The following is a 22,076-nucleotide window of genomic DNA, read 5'->3' on the forward strand; positions in this document are numbered from 1 at the left end:
TCGGTCGGCGCGCGCGGTCGTGCGCCGACCTCCAGACGTCAAGCCGTTTCCAGCGCGGGCTTGGCGGCGAGTACGCCCTTCAGATAGTCGCGGATGCCTTCATCCGTGGCGTTGGCGAAGAAGTAATCTTGGAAGCGCTCGCCGGCGATGGCGGCCTTCAACAGGTCCTGATCCATGGTCCTCAGCACCGTCAGCATGTCGTGGCAGGTGACGGCCTTCAGGGTGCTGAGGACGCCGCGGTTCTTGCGCATGATCTCGGCGCGTTCCTTGGGATAGCCCAAGCCGCGCTCGCCCTCGAACAGCTTGCGATAGACATCCTGAAGGTTCAGTTCCGCCGCCCAGCCGAAGCCCTTGGCGTAAGGCATGGAGATGGCGTTGCCGTCGTTGATCTGACCGAACAGGAAGGCGTCGGTGGGATCGATCACCAGACCGCAGAAGACTCCGGGCATGCTGTTGCAGGCCAGCATCGAGCCCATGCCCGTGCCGCACCCCGTCACGACGAAATCAGCCGCGCCCGAGTTCAGCAGAATGCCGGTCAGGACGCCGTTCATCACATAGGTCAGCGACGCCTTGTCCTCGGGCGCGTACATTCCATAGTGGAAGACCTCGTGGCCCAGCGGCTCCGCGACGGCGTTCAGGGCGGCGTTCACCGTCTCGCTTTTGGCGGCCTGGCTGTTTTCGATGATGAGAGCGATCTTCATGGGTATCCTCAGTGGCGACTGTGCGGGCGAGCCGACAGATGTGGTTATCATCTAACCATTTACATCTGTATATGACACCGGTTACCACCTGAGACAAGTCGGGTCCGATCCGACGTTCGAAATCGACCTGAGAGGAAACACCATGAGCAATCCGTTCGACCTGACCGGCAAGGTCGCCTTGGTCACCGGGGGCAACACGGGTCTGGGTCAGGGCATCGCCCTGGCCTTGGCCGAGGCCGGCGCCGACATTGTCTCGGTCGCCCTGTCCGATTCCGACGATACGGTCGCCCAGGTTCAGGCCATGGGCCGGCGCGCCCACGCCGTCAGCGCCGACCTGACCTCGATCGAACCGGTCGAGCGCGTTCTGGCCGAGGCGCTTCAGGCCATGGGTCGGGTGGATATTCTGGTCAACAACGCCGGTCTGATCCGCCGCGCCGACGCCGTCGACTTCTCCGAAGCCGACTGGGATCTGGTGATGAACATCAATCTGAAGACCGTCTTCTTCATGAGCCAGGCGGTCGCCCGCCACTTCATCAAACAGGGCGACGGCGGCAAGATAATCAACATCGCCTCCATGCTGTCCTTCCAGGGCGGCATCCGCGTGCCGTCCTACACCGCGTCCAAGTCTGGCGTGGCGGGTCTGACCAAGCTGATGGCCAACGAATGGGCGCCGCACGGCATCACCGCCAACGCCATCGCCCCTGGCTATTTCGCCACGGCCAACACCCAGGCCCTGCGTGAAGACCCGGTGCGGTCGGCCGAGATCCTGGGCCGCATTCCCGCCGGTCGCTGGGGCCAGCCCTCGGACCTGGGCGGCGCCGCCGTCTTCCTGGCCAGCCGGGCCTCCGACTATGTTCAGGGCGCCATCCTGCCGGTCGACGGCGGCTGGCAGGCGCGCTGAGACACGGTTAGCCTTCCGACATGACCAACACCGCCTCGGGTCCCTCGGCCGCCTCCCGCGCCATCCTCTGCTTCGGCGAGATGCTGCTGCGGCTGTCGCCCAATCAGAATGAACTGCTGATGCAGTCCCCCGCCCTGACCGTGCGTCCGGGCGGGGCCGAGGCGAATGTCGCCGTGGCCCTGGCCCGCTTCGGCGCGCCGACGCGGATGGCGACGGTCCTGCCGGACAATGCGCTCGGCCACGCCGCCCGCGACGAGGTGCGAAGGCACGGCGTCGACACCACCCCCATTGTCTTCACGGCGGGACGAATGGGCCTGTATTTCCTGACGCCCGGCGCCGTGCGCCGTCCGTCCGAAGTCCTCTATGACCGCGCGGGTTCGGCCTTCGTCGAGCATGTGAACACCGCCTTCGACTGGGACCAACTGCTGGACGGCGTCGAATGGCTGCACGCCTCGGGCGTCACGCCCGCGACCGGCCCCAACGGCTCGGCCGCCGCTGTCACCATCATCGAGGCCGCGGCCAACAAGGGGGTGAAGGTCAGCTATGACGGCAACTTCCGCGGCAAGCTGTGGGACCAGTGGGACGGCGATCCGCCCGCGACCCTTGGCCGGATGCTGGCCGGCGCCACCGTCGCCTTCGCCGACGACCGCGACTTCGCCTTGGTGCTGAAGACGACGTTCGACAGCCCCGACCCAGCCGAGCGCCGCCGTCAGGCCGCCAAGGCCGCCTTCGCCGCCTTCCCCCGCCTGGAACGCATCGCCTGCACCCTGCGGGTTCAGGACAGCGTCGCCGACCAGGCCCTGTCGGCGGTCATGCTGACCCGCGACGGGGACAGCATCATCGAGACCCATGCCGAAGCCATCCACCTGACCGGCGTCGTCGACCGCGTCGGCGGCGGCGACGCCTTTGCTTCCGGCGTCCTGTTCGGTCTGTGGAGCGGATGGGTGGATCAGCAGGCGCTCGACTTCGGCCTGGCCGCCGCCGGACTGAAACACTCGGTCCCCGGCGACTTCAACCTGTTCACCGCCGACCAGGTACACGCCGCCATGAGCGACGGCGGGTTCGATATCCGGCGATAGGCGGATGCATCCTGATTTGGAGGAGGCTGGGGCGACAAGTCCCTGCAGCCCTTCCCGTCAGCGTCGGGGGACTAGGAAACCGGTGTCAATCATGCTTGATTGATGTTTCGAAACGGTCGCCAAGAACCGTCCGAGAGAGGTCACACCAGGAGTTCCCATGCCCGCCACATCCATGAACCGTCGCGCCCTGCTGGCCGCAGGCGCAGCCGCCACCTTCGTCGCCGCATCCGCCCCCGCCTTTGCCCAAGCGTCGCCTGAGCGCGCCGCCGTGCTGGACGCCATGAAGCGCGCCGCCCGGTTCATGAGCGAAGAAGCCGCCGTCGATGGGGGCTATGTCTGGCAGTATCTTCCCGACTTCTCGCGCCGCTGGGGCGAGCTGGAAGCCAATCCGACCATGATCTGGGTCCAGCCGCCGGGCACAGGCACCGTGGGCCACCTGTTCCTGGACGCCTATCACGCCACGGGCGACGAGTTCTATTACGAGGCCGCCAAGAAGGCCGCCGACGCCCTGGTCAAGGGCCAGCACCCGCTGGGCGGCTGGAACTATGTCATCGACACCGCCGGCGAGGAGTCGCTGAAGCAGTGGTATGGGACGGTCGCCGCCAACGCCTGGCGGCTGGAGGAATTCCATCACTATTACGGCAACGCCACCTTCGACGACGCGGGCACGTCGGAGGCGTCGCAACTGCTGCTGCGCGTCTATCTGGAGAAGAAGGACCGCAAATATCTGGCGCCCCTCAACAAGGCGATCAGCTTCGTGCTGGAGAGCCAGTATCCGAACGGCGGCTGGCCCCAACGCTATCCGTTCGTCGAGAACGGGGGCCTGCACGGCCACGCCGACTATACCCCCTACATCACCTTCAACGACGATGTGGCGGGCGAGAACCTGGAGTTCCTGATCTACGCCTATCACGGCCTGGCGCGGAACGGTCGCGGCGACCCGCGCCTGCTGGACGCCATCAATCGCGGCATGGACATCTTCGTGAAGACCCAGCAGCCTCAGCCCCAACCGGCGTGGGGCCTTCAGCATTTCCCGGACACCCTGAAGCCGGCGGGCGCCCGGACCATCGAGCCCCAGGCCTTCGCCACCCACACAACCGGCGCCAACATCAAGTCAATGCTTGGCTTCTATCGCCTGACCGGCGACCGCAAATATCTGGCGCGCCTGCCGGAAGCGCTGGACTGGCTGGATCAGGTCGCGGCCAAGCCCCCGCTGAACACGCCGGGGCGGACGCATCCGACCTTCATCCTGGAAGGCTCCAACATGCCGATCTACATCCACCGGCGCGGGTCCAACATCGCCAATGGTCAGTATTACGCCGACGACAATCCCACCAATCTGATCGTCCACTACGGTTCGTTCCGCAATGTCGACACCGCCGCCCTGCGCCGCGAATACGAGCAGTTGGCGGTCATGCCGGTCAGCGAGGCGACGCACGGCTCTCCGCTCAAGGCGCGGCCCGGCTCTCTGAACCTGCCGACGTATTTCACCCTGCAGGACGTGGATGTCTGGGACATGTCGACCGACGCACGTCGCCCCGCCCGACCGGCCGCCGGCCGCGCCGCCGAGGTGATGTCAGGTCTGAACGCGCGCGGCTATTGGCCCACGCCCCTGACCACCACGTCGAACCCCTATAATGGCCCCTCCCCAACCGCCGTCACGGGCGGCGAGTACCAGACGACCCGCGTCGGCGACCTGTGGGACACCTCGCCCTATCACACCGACTTCCCGGTCGAGGGCGTCTCGACCTCAGTCTTCGTGCGCAACATGGGCGACCTGATCGAGGCTTTGGGAGCGTAGGGTACGGCAGCAATGAGATCGATATGTCCCTGATCAGGGACATATCGACACGCTCATTGACGGCGATAATCCCATTTTGTAGTCTTAGATATCATAATGCGGAAGGCGCGCGTTATGGTGAAGCGGATGCGCCCGGCTTCGGCGTCGAGTTGAACCGCGACATCGCCCTGCATCGCCCCTACGCGCGTTAAGACGAAAGCCCTTCCCCCACCATGAAACTGCTGCGTTACGGCCCCAGGGGCCAGGAAAAGCCGGGCACGCTGGATACTGAGGGGCGCATCCGCGACCTGTCGGGCCACATCGCCGACATCACCCCGGACCAACTGCATGGCTCTGCGCTCGAGGCGCTGAAGGCCATCGACCCGACCACCCTGCCCCTGGTCGAAGGCCAGCCCCGCTATGGCGTGCCGATAAACGGCGTGCGCAAGTTCCTGGCCATCGGCCTGAACTTCGCCGACCACGCCGCCGAATCCAACCTGCCGATCCCGGCCGAGCCGGTGCTGTTCACCAAGGCCATCACCTGCCTGAACGGGCCGAACGACGACGTGGTCATTCCGCGTGGCTCGGAGAAGACCGACTGGGAGGTCGAGCTGGGCATCGTCATCGGCAAGCCTGCGTCCTACGTCACCAAGGAAGAGGCCCTGGATCACGTCGCCGGCTATGTGCTGATCAACGACGTGTCCGAGCGCGCCTATCGCATCCGCCTATTCCGCCTCCAAGGCCGGGGTGATCGGCTTCACCAAGTCGCTGGGCAAGGAGTTGGCCGGCAAGGGCGTCGTCGCCAACAGCCTGACCCCCGCCACCTTCGAAAGCCCCATCCTGGAGCAGTTGCCCCAGAGCCAGGTCGACTACATGCGCTCCAAGATCCCCATGGGCCGCCTCGGCGAGGTCGACGAAAGCGCCGCCATGGTCTGCTTCATGGCCTCCGAGGAATGCAGCTTCACAACCGCCTCCACCTTCGACACCTCCGGCGGAAGAACGACGTACTGAAAGGAGCGGCGCACACCCCGCTCGTCATACCGCCGAAGCCGCATCAAGACGGCGAGGCGCCGAGGACATCCAGGAGAGTACCCCATGGTCATCGAAACCGACGCCGCCCACACCCCCGGAGGGCTCGCCAAACCTTCCGGTTCGCTTAAGGGCCCGCTGGCCTTCGCCATCGCCTGCTTCCTGATCTGGGGCTTGGCCTATGGTCTGCTGGACGTGCTGAACAAGCATTTCCAGGAGACGCTGAACATCAGCCAGGCCGACAGCGCGTGGCTGCAGATCGCCTATTTCGGGGCCTATCTGCTGCTGTCGATCCCGGCAGGCATGTTGCTGCACGCGCGCGGTTACAAGTTCGGCATCGTCTCGGGCCTTGCGGTGACCGCCATCGGCGCCCTGTTGTTCATCCCGGCGGCGGGTGCGGGCGCCTTCCTGCCCTTCGTCGGCTCGATGTTCGTTCTCGCCGCCGGCCTGTGCATCCTAGAAACCAGCGCCGACACCTACGTCAACGTCCTCGGCGATCCGGCCAAGGCGTCACAGAGGCTGAACCTGGCCCAGTCGTTCAATGCGCTGGGCGTGTTTTTTGGCCCGCTGATCGGCGGGACGGTGTTCTTCAGCCCGACGACGACCGAAGCTCTGGGCGGCGCGACGCGCTCGATCCAGGTCGTCTATGGGCTGATTGCGGTCGGCGTGGTCCTGTTCGCCATCGCCGTCTGGCGCGCCCGCCTGCCCGAGAGCGGCCTGTCCGACCACGGCGGCGCGATCGAGGGCGACGCCTCCGACCTGCCCCTGTCCAGACAGCCGCACTTCATCGCCGGCGTGATCACCCAAGCGCTCTACATCGGCGCCCAGGTCGGCATCGGCGCCTACTTCATCAATCTGGTGACCCACAACTGGCAGGGCCTGACCTCGCAGCAAGGTGCCTTCATGCTGTCGCTGGCGGCCATCGGCTATCTGGTCGGCCGCTTCTTCGCCACAGCCCTGCTGCTTAAGATCAAGCCGCGCGTCCTGCTGACCACCTATGGCGTGATCAACGTCGCCCTGACCCTGATCGTGGCGGCGGGCATCGACAAGGTTTCGCCCATCGCCCTGCTGGCCGTTTTCTTCTTCATGTCCACCATGTTCGCCACCATTTTCGCCCTGGGCACCACCGGCCTGGGCGCGGGGACCAAGAAGGCCTCGTCCCTGATGGTCATGGCTATTGGCGGAGGCGTGCTCCTGCCTTGGCCCATGGGCAGGATCGCCGACCTCTACGGCGCCAATGTCGCCTTCCTCCTTCCCGCCGCCTGCTTCACCGTCGTCGCCTGGTATGGCTGGAAGGGCGCCGGACTGGGGCCGAAACCGGAGGTGAAGTAATGCGTCTTTGCAACGCTCTGCTCGCCTTCACCCTGCTGGCCGGCCCCACAGCCGCCTGCGCCCAGACTGTGACGCCTACGGCCGCCGTCGCCCCAACCGCGCCGATCGACCGACACGCCCTGGTCACGCGCCACAACGTCAGCCTGACGGCCATCGATCGCCACGCCCCGATCATGCTGGGCAACGGCGACTTGGGATTCACCGCCGACATCACCGGGCTTCAGACTTTCCCGGAGCAGTATTCGGAACTGTCGCCCCTGCTGACCATGGCCCAGTGGGCGTGGCACAGCTTTCCCAATCCGAACGCATATACCGAGCAGGACGGCCTGATCGAGGTGCCGGTGCCCGGTCGGGGCGAACAACCTTATGCCTGGATGAAGTCTTGGGCCGTGGCCGAGACGCAGCCCGCCTACACGTGGCTGCGCGCCAATCCCCATCGGTTCTCGCTCAGCCGCATCGGCCTGACCTTCGCCGACGGCAAGCCGCTGGACTTCGCCAAGGTCGCCGACACGCGCCAGACGCTGGACCTGTGGACCGGCGCCCTAACCAGCCGCTTCACCTATGACGGCCAGCCGGTCGAGGTGGTGACCCGCGTCCACCCCACGCTGGACATGGTCATGGTCGAGATCGCCTCACCCCTGGTCGCGTCGCAGGGCCTGGGCGTCCAAGTCCGCTATCCGGGCGTGAACCCCGCAATCAATCCAGATCCGACAAGCTTTGACGCCACGGGCGCGCAAAGCCTGACCATGGTCGCCTCCGACACGGGCGATGTCCATATTCGTCGCACCCTGGACGACACCACCTATTATTCCGGCATCACCGCTTCCGGTAAGATCGAGCAGAGCGGCGCCGACGCCTTCCGCGTCGCCTCGTCAGGTCGTGATCGACTGACCGTCATGGTGCGTTTCGAGCAGCACGAGCCCGCCGAAAAAACACCCGCCTATTCCGCCGGCGTCCAGGCGACCGCCGCACATTGGAACGGCTTTTGGACCCACGGCGGCGCCGTCGACTTCACCGGCTCGACAGATCCCCGCGCGGCCGAGCTGGAGCGCCGCGTAGTCCTGTCGCAATACCTGTCAGCCGTGAACGGCGCCGGCGAGTTGCCGCCGCAGGAAGAGGGCCTGTTCTCAAACAGTTGGTACGGCAAGTTCCACCTGGAAATGCACCCTTGGCATTCCGGCTGGCAGGCCATGTGGGGCCATCCCGACATTCTGGAGCGCAGCCTGCCTTGGTATGTCGGCAATCTGGCTAACGCCCGCGCAGAGGCCGCTCGCCATCACGTGAAAGGCGCCTGGTGGCCCAAGATGGTCGGGCCTGAGGGCCGCAATAGCCCCAGCCTCGTCTCGCCTTTCATCATGTGGCAGCAGCCGCATCCGATCCTTCTGGCCGAACTGGTCTGGCGCGCCGACAAGGACGCCGCAGTGCTGGATAGATACGGCGAGGTGGTCGAAGCCACCGCTGATCTTCTGGCCTCCTGGCCCATCGAACACGACGGCCGGCTGAACCTGGGCGCGCCGATGATTCCGGCTCAGGAAAACTACGATCCCCTGACCACGGTGAACCCGACGTTCGAGGTCGAATATTTCCGCTGGGCGCTGGAAACCGCGCAAGCCTGGCGCGAACGCAAGGGCCGGGCCCGCCGCGCCGACTGGGATCAGGCTCTGGCGAAGATCGCACCGCCGCCGATGAAGGACGGCTTGTATCTGCCCGTCGAGAGCGTGCCCGATTTCTGGGGGGCGGCCATGTCAGACGCCTGTCGCAGACACGCAGCGGCAGCCCAGTGCAAGAACCGCGACCATCCGTCCTTCCTGATGGCTTATGGCTTCATCCCCGGCGCGCGGATCGATCCGGCCGCCATGCGCCGCACCTTCGAGGCGGTGGAGAAGACCTGGGACGTGCGCCAGACCTGGGGCTGGGACTTCCCGATGATGGCCATGACGGCGGCCCGCCTTGGCGAACCCGAAAAGGCCGTGGACTGGCTGTTCGCTGATTTGAAGAACAATCAGTGGGGCGTCACCGGCATGACCCCGCGTGTTCACCTGGACGAGCACGCCGACGAACTGGTGCCCGTTTCGGCCGGCGCCGGCGGGGTGACGATGGCGGTCAATCCCGACGGTCCCGGCTATCGCCGCGCGGCCGAGACCTATTTCCCGTCCAACGGGTCGCTGCTGATGGCCGTCGGCCTGATGGCGGCGGGCTGGGACGGATCGAGCGGCCACGCGCCGGGCTTTCCCAAGGAAGGCTGGACCGTCCGGGTCGAAGGCCTGACGCCCGCGCCGTAATCAAGATAACCGAGAGGAACGCCCCAAAATGACGACCTCCAGACGCACCGCCCTGAAGGCCCTGCTCGCCGCCCCCGCCGTCGGCGCCCTCGCCACGACGAACGCCCAGGCGCAGGCCGCGCCCACCCTCTCGCCGGCGCCGGGCCAGACCCCGGTCTGGCCGGCGCCCAACACTGCCCCGCCTTCGACACAAGAGACGCCTGTCGAGCCGCCGCGCTGGGAGGGCCCCGTGCCGAAGGAGTGGGTCGATCCGAAAACCGGCCATCGCATCCGCCGTGTCTCGCCCGACGGCGGGGGCGGAAAGCCCTACTTCTACAAGAATATGTTCCTGCCGAAGAAGGCTGGGGCGCCCGACCTGATGGTCATCTCCACGCCCCAGGGCATCTCGACCGTCGATCTGGCCACCTGGGCCGTCAGCGTCCTGGTTCCAGACCACGAGGCCGACCTGATGTTCACCGGCCGCAAGGGTCGCAACGTCTATTATTCGGTCACGGCGCCTGGCGAGGGCCAGTTGATGGACCGGGCCAAGACCCTGTTCGTCATCGACGCCGACACCAGGCAGAGACGCGAGATCGGCCGGATCCCGAACGGCCAAATCAACTCTGTCAACGCCGACGAGACTCTGCTGCTGGGTTTCGTCGCCTATGACAGTCAGCCGCTTCAGCCGAGCGTGCCGGACCCGCGCAACCGCCGCTTCGATCAGGCGGAGTACGAAGCCAACGGGCCGGACGGAAAGCCGCTGAACTTCGCCCGCGCCAAAGGGGTTCGAATGCTCCAGCGCTGGGCCGCCGGCTATCCGATGGAGATATTCGTCGTCGATATGGCGACGGGCGAACGACGCGTGATCCACAAGACCACGGAATGGATCGGCCACACCCAGTTCTCGCCCACCGATCCGCAGCAGATCATCTTCTGCCACGAAGGGCCGTGGCACCGCGTGGACCGGATGTGGGCCATCCGCGCCGACGGCACGGGTCTGAGGAAGACCCACCAGCGGACGATGAACTTCGAGATCTTCGGTCACGAATGGTTCAGCCCTGACGGCAAACAGGTGCTCTATGACCTGCAGACGCCGCGCGGTCAGGTCTTCTGGGTCGCCTCGGTCGATCTGGAGACGGGCCGCCGCGTCTATCGCCGGGTCGAGCAGAACGACTGGTCCGTCCACTACACCGTCTCGCCGGACGGTAGTCTTTTCGCCGGCGACGGCGGCGACGGCGACATGGTCGCCCATGCGCCCGACGGCAAATGGATTGTCTTGCTACGTCCCGAACCCATCGTCGACGCCGATCCGTCGAGTGACAAGGAGGACCAAATCTTCGTAGAATATCTGCGTTCTGAAAGACTGGTTGACCTGTCAAATCATGACTACCGGCTGGAACCAAATCTGACCTTCACGCCCGACGCCAAATGGATCGTCTTCGTGTCGAACATGCACGGCGCCAATCACGTCTATGCGGTCGAAGTGGCGCGCGCGGCGTAGAAACATCGACATTCCATCTGTCTGAATCGCCAGTCTTTTCGCCTAGGAGCTCAGGGTCGGTGGACGCGGTTCGAGATAAGATTGGTTGCAAAATGCGGGAAGCCGTTGCAATAAACGGCACAATGTCGTCTAACTATGCGTGACGTCGTATCAAAAAATGACACCGGTGCCATACGGGTTCCGGGATAAGGGAGAGAACGAATGCAACGGATGACCACCCGGACTCTGTGCGCCGTCGGCGTGTCCCTGGTCGCCTTGACGGGCGCATCGGCGGCGATGGCGCAAACTGCCCCTGCTCCCCAACCTGCAACACAGAACGTCGCTCAGGATACCGGCGCCGCCACGGTCGACGACATCGTCGTCACCGGCTTCCGTTCCAGCCTGCAGCAGGCGCTGAACATCAAGCGTCGCGAGGCCGGCGCCGTCGACGCCATCCTGGCCGAGGACATGGCCGACTTCCCCGACCAGAACCTGGCGGAAGCTATCCAGCGCCTTCCCGGCGTGACCATCGACCGCGTCAATGGCCAGGGCACGACGATCTCGGTTCGCGGCCTGGGTTCCGACTTCACCCGCACGCGCATCAACGGCCTGGAGGCCCAAGCCGCGTCGGGCGGCAATCGTAACCGCAGCTTCGACTTCTCGATGTTCGCGTCCGAGCTGTTCAACAGCATCAAGGTCCGCAAGACCCAGTCGGCCGAGATCGAAGAAGGATCTCTGGGCGCCACCGTCGATCTGCAGACCGGCCGCCCCCTGGACTTCGGCGGCAGCGGCCTGAACTCCGCGCTGTCGGTGCAGGCTTCGTACAACGATCTGTCCGAAAAGTCCGTGCCCCGACTTGCCGGCCTGCTAAGCTGGTCGAACGAGGACCGCACCTTCGGCGCCCTGATCTCAGTCGCCTATTCCGAGCGCTCGCCCATCTTGGGCAGCTTCAACACGACGCGGTGGCAGTCCGGCGCGATCAATCCGCCTATCCCCGCCGGCAAGACCCGCGCCGACTATCCCAACTACCCCTACGGCCTGGGCCAGAACTTCGCGGGCTGCATCCCCTGCATCACGACGGCGCAGCGCGACGCCCTGCTCAGCGCCTATTACCCACGCATTCCCCGCTACACCCTGGGCAACACTCAGGAAGATCGCCTGGGGATGACGGGTGCGCTGCAATGGCGGCCAAGCGACCGCACCGAGGCTGTGCTGGACGTGCTTTGGTCGCGCTTCAACTCGGAACTGGAAAGCCCGAACATCGAGGCCTGGGCCTTCAGCCGCGCCAACGTCAACAATGTCGTGGTGCGTGATTATGCGATCGACGCCGACAAGAACATTCTGTCGTATGGCGTCTTCGACAACATGCTGGTTCGCGCCGAGAACGGCTTCACGCGTAACGAAAGCAACTTCTATCAGGCGTCGCTGAACCTACGCCACGACTTCACCGATCGCCTGCACGGCAATCTGAAGGTCGGCGCCAACCGGTCGGAAGCCCGCACGCCGCTGAACGTCGCCTACGCCTTCGAGGCCGCGGGCGTGAACGGCTAGCCGCCCGTGACCGCAGCGATGAACCGGTGGTCGGCCGCGAGTGCGGGCGGGAAGACAGCGGATAGGCTCAGCAAGGCCAAAACTCGCTCTTGGTCGTCGTCGGCTTCGGCCAGCAGTTCGGCGGTCCGCGCAGCCAATGGATCGTCCACGAGAAAACCTTCACCGCTCTCGGTCACGCCCGACTGCCATTTCATCCAGGCCGCGACGCCCAAGGCCATGGCCTTGACGCCCTGCCCGGCCCCCAGGCGTTCGGCGACCCCGGCCAGCAGACGCTGCGGCAGCTTCTGCGACCCGTCCATGGCGATCTGGCGCGTGCGGTGCATGAGGGCCGCGTTCGAGAACCGGGCCATCAGAGCCTCGCGATAGGTGGGGATGTCCAGGCCCGGCGGCGGGTTCAGCGTAGCCTGCGCCTCGTCCCACAAAGCCTCGACATAGGCGCGGAAAGCGGGAACGGCGACGGCCTCGTGGACGTGCCGATAACCCGACAGGGCGCCCAGATAGGCGATGGCCGAATGGGCGCCGTTCAGCAGACGCAGCTTGGCGTCCTCCCACGGTTCGACCGCGTCGGTCAGTTGCACGCCCAAGGCCGCGAAGTCCGGCCGTTCGCCCGCGAACCAATCCTCGATCACCCACTGGGTGAAGGGTTCGGCCTTGACCATGCCTTGGTCCTGGACGCCGAGATGGGCCCGGAGCCGCTCGATATCGTCGGGTATAGTCGCCGGGACGATCCGGTCGATCATGGTCTGCGGAAAGGCGCCTTCGGCCTCGATCCAATCGGCCAGCGACGGGTCGATCCGTCGCGCCATGGCGATGACGCCGGCGCGGATCCGCTTGCCGTTGTGCGGAAGGTTGTCGCAGCTGATGACCGTGAAGGGCTTGAGGCCCGCAATGCGCCTCGCCCGTAGCGCGGCGACGATGAAGCCTGGCGCGGTGCGCGGCGCAGAAATGTCCGCCAGATCGGCCGCGACGTCCGGATCGTCCATCAGCAGGTCGCCCGTCGCCGGGTCTAGCCGATAGCCCTTCTCGGTCACGGTCAGGGTGACGATGTGGATATCCGCGTCAGCCATGGCCGCGACCAGGGCGGCGGGGTCTTCCGGCCCGACCAGAACGCCACGCCCCGCGCCGATCACGCGCAAACGCTCGTCCGATCCATCGCGCACGACCAGGGTATAGAGGCCGTCCTGCGGGTTCAACTGGTCGCGCACGCCCGGCGACCGCAGCGAGGCGCCCAGCACCCCCCAGCGCAGATCGCCGCTCGCCAGCGCATCGTCGAACACCACCGCCTGGTGGGCGCGGTGGAACGCTCCGATGCCCAGATGGACCACGCCGGTCTTCACCTGGGCGCGGTCGTAACCGGGAACGGCGACGTCGGCGGGCAGGCGCGACAAGCCGTCCTCTGAAAGGCGGCTCACAGCTTGTAGGCCGCTTTTACCAGATCATAGGTCAGGGCGCGGGCCAGGTCGTGGGCCTCGTCCTCCTCCATCCGGTGTTCCACCACCAGCTTGGCCAGAAAGCCGCAATCCATGCGCCGGGCCACATCGTGTCGCGCGGGGATCGACAGGAAGGCGCGGGTATCGTCGTTGAAGCCCACGGTGTTGTAGAAGCCCGCCGTCTCGGTGACCTGCTCGCGGAAGCGGCGCATCCCCTCCGGGCTGTCGTGGAACCACCAGCTGGGCCCCAGTTTCAGCGCCGGATAGTGACCGGCCAGGGGCGCCAGTTCGCGGCTGTAGCTGGTCTCGTCCAAGGTGAAGAGGATCAGGGTCAGGCGCGTGTCGGACCCAAACCGGTCCAGCAGCGGCTTAAGCGCACGGACGTAATCCGTCTGGGTCGGGATATCGCAACCCTTGTCCCGGCCAAAGCGGTTGAAGACAGCGGCCGAATGGTTGCGGAACGACCCGGGGTGCAACTGCATCACCAGTCCGTCCTCGACCGACATTGCGGCCATTTCCGTCAGCATCTGGCCCCGGAACAGTTCTGCATCGGCAGGCGTCGCCGAAGCAGTCGATACGCGACGGAACAGGGCCTCAGCGTCACCTTTGGACAGGTCTGCGGTGAAGGCGGTGGGGTGGCCGTGGTCGGTCGAGGTGGCGCCCATTTCGATAAAGAAGGCCCGGCGATCACGCAGCGCCTGAAGATAGCCTTCCCAGCTCAGCGTATCGCGCCCGGTCTGTTCGGCCAGGATTTTCAGATTGTCGCGGAAACCCTCATAGTCGGGGTCCAGCACCGGGTCGGGGCGATAGGCGGTCAGCACCCGCCCCTTCCAGCCCGAGGCGTTGATGGCCTTGTGATGCTCAAGCGTGTCGAGCGGGCTCTCGGTCGTGGTCAGGACCTCGATATTGTAGCGGTCGAACAGGGCGCGAGGTTTGAAGGCGTCGGCCTTCAGCGCCGCGTCGATGACGTCGTAATAGTGATCCGCCGTCTCGGCCGACAGCCGCACGTCTATGCCGAACGCCTCGGCATAGACCCAGTCGTGCCACATCCGCGACGGCGTGCCCCGAAACAGATGATAGTTTTCGGCAAACCGTCGCCAGATCGTGCGCGGATCGGCCTCGACCGAACCACCGTCGGCGCGCGGCACGCCCAAGTCCTCCATCGCCATGCCCTGCGAGTGCAGCATGCGGAAGACGTAGTGGTCGGGCGTGATCAGCAATTCGGCTGGATTGGGGAAGGCCTCGTTCAGCGCGAACCAGCTGGGATCCGTATGGCCGTGCGGGCTGATGATCGGCAGGTTCTTGATCTCGGCGTACAGTCGGCGCGCGACGGCGCGGCTATCGACGTCGGCCGGAAATAGGCGATCAGGATTAAGGCTGAGAGGCTTGGGCATGGTTCTGATCGGCTCGTCATACGGCGCGGAAACGGACTGGCGAAGCCGATCAATACAACGCCTGGCGCCAAAAAGACACCGGTTACCTCTAGGCTTCGATCTCTATGGAAAGCGGCAAAGCGGCTCGCTAATGCGGAAGGTTGTCAGGCAAGAGCGCCTCCAAGAACGTCACTCCGTCGAACACTCGCCGCCTCGTTCGCCGTCAGCCGAGCGCCTCGCGCGAATGCGGCACGGCCGGGACCACGAGAGCCGAATGTGGCGAAGCGCGCGTCCTCTGGCTGGAGCATGGTGCGCGGATTGCCGTCCTTTCCGGTGTACCACATCGCGGTCCAGCCGGCCGGCGCGATGTGATCGTCCATCCAGCAGTTCAGGAAGGTCGTCGCTCCGACGAACCTAGGATCGCCGTATCGTCCATCGGGAAAGGCGCTGGACGGCCGCCAAGGCCGTCCCAGGAAGACCGAGTGTTTAAGCACACCCGCGTCTCGGGTCAGTCGGCATTCGTGGAAGATGAAGCCGTAAGCCTGTTCGATGGGCGTGCTTGGGGCCACGATATAGCCCTCCACCGCATCGCCAGATCGGAGTCTGGACCGGATCTCGCAGCGTTCGAACCAAGCGCGCCCGCCACCGAAGATGAAGTCGTAGCTGCCCGTGATCAGGCAACGGTCGAACAGGGTTGCCCCCGCATCGGGGAACAGGGTGTCCTGATAACTCAGGATGTCGCAGTTGCGGACGACGGCGCGGTCCGAGCCCTTGTCCATCATCAGGGCCACAGCCTGCGGCCCTGCTCCATTATGCGAATGCAGACCGTTGGGCTTGGTCATTTCCGCCAGGCCGTCGAACGCGTTGTTGATCGTCAGCGTCTCGGCGTGGAAATCGGGCGCGCGCACGAACAGGGTCGGGGTGCGAAACGTGCCCCACATCCGGCCGTCGGGCGCCGCCAGTCCCGAGGCCGCCAGGTGATTGATCACCGAACCGGCGCGATCCTCGCCGATCAGATGGATAAAGGGTTTGTCGACGACGACCTGCTCGGTCCAGATCCCGCGTGTGATCAGAATGCGGAACGGCTTTCGTCCATCCGCGGGCGCGGCGGCGATGGCGGCCGAAAGCGCAGGATAGGCGGGTGCGCCGACCCGCCGACCGGCCTCGGTCGTGCCCACGACGGCGTCGTATCCCCTCGTGGCGGCCCAGGATCGGGTCGACGCCATCATCGGCAGAAGGGCGGCGGAAACGAGCGCCTGACGACGCGAAACGGACAAGCGCATGGCGGCTCCGATTGGAAAAAGAGGGCGCCGACCGGCTAACCGGTCAGCGCCCAGTCTCCCGGGGGAGTTGGGAGTGTTCCTAGAAGGTGTAGCGAACGCCGAAGTTGTACTGCCGCCCCGTGTGCGAATAGACGTAGATGCTGTCGCGCCGGCTATCGGTGTACTGTTCGTTGAATGCGTCGGTCAGGTTCAACCCCTCGAACGTCACCTTGATGCGGTCGTTCAAGGCGTAGGAGGCCGAGGCGTCCACCGTCACGATGTCGCGCACCCCGTCGATATCGTTGGTGCTGGTGCCGCTGGGCACCGCCGTCAGATAGCGATCGCGATAGGCCGCCGAGACACGGGCGCTGAACCGGTCGTCCTCGTAATAGAGGGTGGCGTTATAGGCGGTCTTCGATAGGCCAAGCAGGTCGTTCTCGACGAAGCCGGTCGGCGACCGCGACGAGATGTAGCTGATCTTCGAATCCACCATGGTGACGTTGAAGATGGCGCCAAGATTGTCGAATGGCCCCGGCAGGAAGCTGAACGGCTGCTGATAGCTGATCTCGACGCCCTTCAGCGGACCGCCCTCGGTGTTTACCGGTCGGCTGAATAGGAAGACATCGCTGGGTGACACGCCCAGACCGTTGAGCAGATCTTGCGGCAGGCCAGACTGGTTGAAAGGCTGCGACGTCCGCGAGGTCTGAATGTAGCTGTCGATGTCCTTGTAGAACAGGCCGACCGACAACAGGGCGTCTGGCGCAAAATACCATTCGGCAGACAGGTCGTAGGTCGTTGCGCGAATGGGGTTCAGATAGGGGTTGCCCGAACTGACGCTGAACACGCCGACGGTGCTCAGGCTGCCGCCCGGCGTGACGCTGCCCAAATTGGGGCGGGTCATCACCTTGGCCGCACCGAAACGCACCAGGAAGTCCGGCGTGACCTCGGCAGTGACATTCAGCGCCGGCAGCACGTCGTCATAGTCACGATCAACCGTCGTCTGTTGCGCAGCGCCCGCCACCAGCTGATAGCCGGTCGAGCTCTGGCGCGTCTTGACGTAGCGCACGCCGATGTCGCCCCGCACCGGAACGCCAGCAAGTTCGGTATTGAAATCCAACTGCAAATAGGCGGCTGAATCCTTTTCCGTCACGCTGCGGATATTGCCGCGCGCATTGGCGTTTGAGGCGCCGCTCAGTTCGAACAGACCCGTGCCGCTGTAGATGTTGAACAGATCGGCGAAGGCGGCGAGATTGGGCGCGACCCAGTTGCGCACCGTGCCGTCGGGCGCGCCTAGATTGCGGCCGAAACCGCTGACCATCTCCGTCAGGCTGGCCAGGGTCACGCCGGCAGGCAGTTGGGGCACGACGCCTTCGTTGACCCGGGCCAAGGCCCAGGAGTGGAAGTCATACTCCTTGTAGTTCACCCCGGCCTTCAGCGTCAGCGACGGCGTCAGGTCATAGCCGCCGTCCAGTTGAGCCGTCTCGATGGTGTTGGTCACTCCCTGCGGACGCAGCCGGATTTCCGAACGCGCCGCGCCGAAGTTGTAGGCCAGCGGGTCGGTGACATCGTAGCCGAACCGGATCAGGGGCGCGTTGCGGTTGTCGCGGTAGTCGTATGAATAATTGTCCGAGTTTTCGCGGTTCAGGATCACCGTCGTCTGGATCGGATTGTCGAAATCGGATTTCGAATAGCCGATCAGACCCTTGATCCGGAAGCGGTCGCTGAACTGGTGTTCAAGGCTCAGCGTACCTTGCGTATACTTGGTGTCCAGCTCGTCGAAACGGGTTTCGCTTTCCACATCGACGTCGTCGAACAGGCCATAGACCATGTCGCCGTTCGCATCGATGACGCCGTCGCGTACGATGATTTCCGGCCGTCCGCCTTGCGACGCGTTTCGCGCGAAGGACAGGGCTTCCAGCCAGTTCTCCTGACGGGTCGCCTTGAAGTCGGAATAGAGCATATCGAGGTTGATCAGGGTCTGCTCTTGCGGGCGAAACTGCACCGATCCCGTCAGGCCCAAACGCTCCTGATCGTGGGTCAGACGTCCGTAGCGTGGGAAGCGCGGCGTGTAGACATCGGCGCGCCGGGCCGCCGCAAACGGTGAGGCAGGGTTATAGCCGCCCGCCTCGGTCCCATTCAGCCAGCCGCCGGAGCCATGACCTTCTTCTAGCAGACGACGCTTGGTGTAAGCCACAGAAACCAGCGCGCCGAGACGGCCGTCCATCCAGGTTTTGCTGGCCAGAGCCGCGAACCGAGGATCCCATTCCTGCGACAGGTCATTGTAGCCATACTGGCCCGACAGCACGAGGTTGGCGCCGGAGTAGTCGAACGGCCGGCCGGTCTGCAGATCGACCGTTGCGCCCAGCGAGCCCTCTTCCGTCTCGGCAGAGGCGGTCTTGCGCACCGTGATGCTGTTGAAAAGCTCGGATGCAAAGACGTTGAAGTCGAACGCTCTGTTACGGTTGGCGCCGCCCGAGCTGTCGGTGCCCGACGCCGTGCTCTGGCCCTCGACGCCGTTGATACGCACGCGCGTGAACTGCGGCCCCAAGCCGCGCACGGTGATCTGACGGCCTTCGCCGGCGTCGCGTGCGATGGAGACGCCCGGCACCCGTTGAATCGACTCTGCAAGATTGGCGTCGGGGAAGTCGGCCATATCCTCGGCCTTAATGACATCCACCACGCCATTGGCCCGACGCTTGGCCATCAAGGCGCTACCCAATGAGGCACGGAAACCGGTTACCACGATAGTTTCAACTTCGTCGGCCTGGTTCTCGACATCGCTCCCCTGGGCGATGGTCTGCGGGGCCGCCATCGCGCCAGACAGAACAGCGGTCCGCCCGTTGTTGGACGCCACGACCAGATTGCTGCCCTGCAGAAGCTGGTTGAGGCCTTGGTTCACCGAATAGACACCCTGCACGGCGGCGGTCCGCTGCCCGGCCACTGCATCGGTCGAGGCCAGGATTTGCAGGTCGGCCTGTCGGGCGAAGGCCGGGACGCCAGTGGCGGCAGGCTGCGCCGGAACGTTGAACTGTCTGGATTGCGCCTGAACGGCGCCGGCGCCCGCCAACGCCATCGTGCTGACGGCGATCATCAGCGACGCTCGCGCGCAATAGTTTCGCGACATGGCCATGTGTCGGCCCTCCCTTTTCTGTTTCCTGATTCCCGGCCCCTTCTTCGAGGGGTCCTAAAGTCTCGATGTCCGACGATAGGTTTTCCGTCGCCGGATAAAAAATCTATCGCGCACCGCCCAGCATGATGACGTCCGCGCCGACGTTCACCCCGGCCCCATGCGCGACGCCAACGGCCTCGGCGAAGCTCTCCGGCTCGTTGGTTCGGAACCAGCCGACGACCGTGCGGCCCTCCAAATCGGGATCGACGATCACGATCTTGCGGGTGTTGTATCGATTGAACTCGGCGGCGGCGGCGGCGATCGTGTCGCCGTCCAGAACGATCTGGCCCTCTCGCCACGATAGGGCGCGATCCATCTCCAGCGGGCGTTTGACAGGGCTTGAAGCGCCCGCCTCGTTGCTGACGAAGACCTGCTCGCCCGCCACCACGCGGCGACGCTGTTTGGAAGCGCCCTTGTCGCTCCACACCTCGACCACGCCTTCCGTCACGCGCACCTCGGCCCCGGCCGACTTGCGACGCACGGAAAAGGCCGTGCCAACCGCCTGAACCCGGATGTCGCCTGCCGCCACCACGAACGGACGGGTCCGATCCTTGGCGACCTGGAACCAGGCCTCGCCGCGATCCAGCTTCACGGCGCGTTCGGTCTTCTGGAATCGAACATCCAGTGTCGTATCGGTATTGATCGCCGCCATGGATCCGTCCGCCAGCGGCACACGACGGATCTCCCCAACCAGCGTCCGATAGCGTTGACCCGACATGACAGGAGCCAGAACGACGCCGGCAGCGACCGCCGCCGCCAATCCCAGGCCGCCCAGCAACACGCGGCGGTCAGGTCTGGCCGTCGCGCGATCCACAACGGTTTCGACCGGCTCGACCATAAGGGCCAGGACCGCCCTCGCCCGCCACAAGGCGCCCTGACGACGGCTGTCGCCTTCGAGCCAGTCTTCCAGCGCAACGTCGTCCGAAGGTCTCATCGACCCCGCATCCAGCTGAGCGGCCCACCTCGCCGCGTACGCGTCAATCTCACTTGAGGTTTCCCGGCTCATGCCTGCCGCCCTCGAGGCGTCGCTGCGCGGCCTTCGTCATCCGTCTTACTCAGACCAGCCAGGACCGCCTTCAGTCCTCGCGCAGCCTCGTTCTCGACCACGTTCTCGGTCACGCCCAGCCGCACCGCGATTTCGCGCTGGGACATACCCAAGATGCGACGCATCTCGAAGATGCGTCGGCTGCGTTCGGGCAAGGTGGCGACGATCTTCAGCACGCGTTCGAGTTCCTTTCGTCCCCCGGCGATACGTTCGGGCGACGGCTCATCCCACTCGACGCGCAGGGCGTCGATTTCCGTCACCGCCTCGATTCTTACGATCCGCGCGCGACGCATCTGCTCCAGAACCACGGATCGCGCCGTCTGAAAGAAGTAGGCGCGCGGGCTCTCGATCTGCTCGACCGCCTTCAGCTTGGCCAGCCGGCAATAGGCCTCCTGAATCACGTCATCCACATCACTGGACGTAACCAGCGACCGCTTCAGCCAGACGCGAACATCCTGCTCATGCGGCAGCACCTCGTGCGCCAACCACCGCACCCGCGCGTGATCCGTCACTCGCCCGCGTTCCACAGAAAACCGCCCCTTTTTCACATCGATGCTTGAGGCCTGAACTTCCGTCAAAAATCTAAGATGCTTGACGAGGTGTACATGCAGAACTGGCGCTGGCGGCCCACGCATCGGAGAGCAGACTGGCAGAAATAGCCTGTTACTAGTGGGCTAATCGCCGAAGGGCGATCTGGCGCTGTCTCAGTCTTGTCATTTCCGTGGGCGAAAGCGGCAGTTGGAGCATGGCGTGGTTGAAATAGTCGTCCAATGCGCTGGAGAAGGGCCAGTCGGAACCGGGCACGAACCGATCCAGGCCTATGCCCCGCATGACCTCGACCAAACGGGCGCGGTTACTGGCCGACGTTTCGGCGTCGAAAACCTGAGCCAGGTCGAAATACAGATTGGGCGCCTTGTCGGGCTGGCCTCCGATAAGACGTCGAAACGCATCCATGGCGTCCCAGGTGTTGCTGTCCAGCCCACCCCAGCCGCCCGCATGAGCGATCACGACGGGCACGTCTCGAGCGTGAGGTAGAACCTGATTGAGGAAGATGCGGACGTCGCCTGCGCCATAGTCCTCCGCGCGGGTCCGCATATGGATCATGATGGTCAGTTCCGCGTCCGCGGCGGCGTCGAAGATGGCCGTCAAGCGACGGACATGGTCGGGATTGCGAAAATCCAGGCCGGAGTTGGTCAGATGCAGTTTCAGACCCTTGGCGACAGACTGATCCTTCCAAGCCGCGATTTCGGCCAAGGCATCGGGCGCCAGTGGATTGACGGAAATGAAGGCGACCAGCCGCCCTGGGTGCGCAGCCGCTGTGGCGACGGTGAAGGCGTTGGCGTCATGGACGCGCATCGGCGCGTCCGCCAGCGACGGAAGCATCATCGGGCTTTCGGCCAGATAGGCGGTGGACATCATCCAGGCCGTCTGGACTCCAGCCTTGTCCATATCCGCGAGCAAATCATCGGGCTGATGAGGCTTGACGAAGGAAGGGTCGCACGCACCGATGCGCCCAGGGCTGCTGCAATAGGCCGGCAGAATCTCCAGAATGGCCGGTGAATGGACGTGGACATGGTGGTCGGTGCGGACAGCAGTTCGGGTCTGCGCCAGACTGCTCCCCGCCAGGAACGCGGCAAGAACCACACTCCTGGCGGCTAATCTTTTGACGTTCATGGCGCCGGT

Annotated in this window: 15 protein-coding genes and 2 pseudogenes; 9 read left to right on the top strand and 8 right to left on the bottom strand. The window is 64.9% G+C overall.

Annotated features, from left to right (window positions below; genetic code table 11):
• Nucleotides 1–38: 38 nt before the first annotated feature.
• On the bottom strand, nt 39–701 hold the full coding sequence (locus KZX42_RS16330) for an RpiB/LacA/LacB family sugar-phosphate isomerase (RefSeq protein ID WP_248121116.1): 663 nt from the start codon (nt 699–701) through the stop codon (nt 39–41).
• Between the two features lie 142 nt (nt 702–843).
• Here KZX42_RS16330 and kduD point away from each other — a divergent pair, with 142 nt between their 5' ends.
• The 9 genes and pseudogenes from kduD (at nt 844) to KZX42_RS16375 (ending at nt 12,114) form a co-directional block, all read left to right on the top strand.
• A complete protein-coding gene (kduD, locus tag KZX42_RS16335) occupies nt 844–1,602 on the top strand; it encodes a 2-dehydro-3-deoxy-D-gluconate 5-dehydrogenase KduD (RefSeq protein ID WP_248117979.1) in 759 nt (252 codons plus the stop codon).
• A 20-nt stretch (nt 1,603–1,622) separates the two neighbouring features.
• Nucleotides 1,623–2,681, top strand: a complete 1,059-nt coding sequence (locus tag KZX42_RS16340; RefSeq protein WP_248121118.1) for a sugar kinase — start codon at nt 1,623–1,625, stop codon at nt 2,679–2,681.
• Nucleotides 2,682–2,838: 157 nt separating this feature from the next.
• On the top strand, nt 2,839–4,482 hold the full coding sequence (locus KZX42_RS16345; RefSeq protein WP_248121120.1) for a pectate lyase: 1,644 nt from the start codon (nt 2,839–2,841) through the stop codon (nt 4,480–4,482).
• Nucleotides 4,483–4,694: 212 nt separating this feature from the next.
• Nucleotides 4,695–5,180, top strand: a pseudogene (locus tag KZX42_RS16350) (fumarylacetoacetate hydrolase family protein); the annotation flags it as partial.
• Nucleotides 5,179–5,472: pseudogene (locus KZX42_RS16355) on the top strand (SDR family oxidoreductase); the annotation flags it as partial. The pseudogenes KZX42_RS16350 and KZX42_RS16355, both read left to right, overlap by 2 nt.
• 84 nt (nt 5,473–5,556) lie before the next feature.
• Nucleotides 5,557–6,822, top strand: coding sequence for a sugar MFS transporter (locus KZX42_RS16360; protein ID WP_248121122.1), 1,266 nt, complete (start codon nt 5,557–5,559; stop codon nt 6,820–6,822).
• Nucleotides 6,822–9,104, top strand: a complete 2,283-nt coding sequence (locus KZX42_RS16365; protein WP_248121124.1) for a hypothetical protein — start codon at nt 6,822–6,824, stop codon at nt 9,102–9,104. The genes KZX42_RS16360 and KZX42_RS16365 overlap by 1 nt, the downstream gene beginning before the upstream one ends.
• A gap of 28 nt (nt 9,105–9,132) precedes the next feature.
• Nucleotides 9,133–10,584 carry an oligogalacturonate lyase family protein gene (locus KZX42_RS16370; protein ID WP_248121126.1) on the top strand — a complete coding sequence of 484 codons (1,452 nt, stop codon included), beginning with the start codon at nt 9,133–9,135 and terminating at the stop codon, nt 10,582–10,584.
• 210 nt (nt 10,585–10,794) lie between these two features.
• The gene (locus tag KZX42_RS16375) at nt 10,795–12,114 is read left to right on the top strand and encodes a TonB-dependent receptor plug domain-containing protein (protein ID WP_248121128.1); all 1,320 of its coding nucleotides are present in this window, start codon (nt 10,795–10,797) and stop codon (nt 12,112–12,114) included.
• On the opposite strand, the gene KZX42_RS16380 is transcribed toward KZX42_RS16375, so the two are convergent.
• From KZX42_RS16380 to KZX42_RS16410, 7 genes are all read right to left on the bottom strand, one after another.
• Nucleotides 12,111–13,502 carry a mannitol dehydrogenase family protein gene (locus tag KZX42_RS16380; protein WP_248121130.1) on the bottom strand — a complete coding sequence of 464 codons (1,392 nt, stop codon included), beginning with the start codon at nt 13,500–13,502 and terminating at the stop codon, nt 12,111–12,113. The genes KZX42_RS16375 and KZX42_RS16380 overlap by 4 nt on opposite strands.
• A 20-nt stretch (nt 13,503–13,522) precedes the next feature.
• Nucleotides 13,523–14,938: a glucuronate isomerase gene (gene uxaC, locus KZX42_RS16385; RefSeq protein WP_248121132.1), complete on the bottom strand. Its 1,416-nt coding sequence runs from the start codon at nt 14,936–14,938 to the stop codon at nt 13,523–13,525.
• A 143-nt stretch (nt 14,939–15,081) separates the two neighbouring features.
• On the bottom strand, nt 15,082–16,200 hold the full coding sequence (locus KZX42_RS16390; protein ID WP_248121134.1) for a pectinesterase family protein: 1,119 nt from the start codon (nt 16,198–16,200) through the stop codon (nt 15,082–15,084).
• A gap of 79 nt (nt 16,201–16,279) precedes the next feature.
• Nucleotides 16,280–19,309 (bottom strand): TonB-dependent receptor, encoded by a 3,030-nt coding sequence (locus KZX42_RS16395; protein ID WP_248121136.1) that lies wholly within the window; start codon nt 19,307–19,309, stop codon nt 16,280–16,282.
• 103 nt (nt 19,310–19,412) lie between these two features.
• Nucleotides 19,413–20,282: a FecR domain-containing protein gene (locus KZX42_RS16400; RefSeq protein WP_248121138.1), complete on the bottom strand. Its 870-nt coding sequence runs from the start codon at nt 20,280–20,282 to the stop codon at nt 19,413–19,415.
• Nucleotides 20,283–20,350: 68 nt separating this feature from the next.
• Nucleotides 20,351–20,905, bottom strand: coding sequence for a sigma-70 family RNA polymerase sigma factor (locus KZX42_RS16405; RefSeq protein ID WP_248121139.1), 555 nt, complete (start codon nt 20,903–20,905; stop codon nt 20,351–20,353).
• A 154-nt stretch (nt 20,906–21,059) separates the two neighbouring features.
• Nucleotides 21,060–22,067 (bottom strand): amidohydrolase family protein, encoded by a 1,008-nt coding sequence (locus KZX42_RS16410; protein WP_248121141.1) that lies wholly within the window; start codon nt 22,065–22,067, stop codon nt 21,060–21,062.
• Between the last annotated feature and the right edge of the window lie 9 nt (nt 22,068–22,076).

Source organism: Brevundimonas sp. EYE_349, from assembly GCF_023147505.1.
In the GTDB taxonomy this organism is placed as follows: Bacteria; Pseudomonadota; Alphaproteobacteria; order Caulobacterales; family Caulobacteraceae; genus Brevundimonas.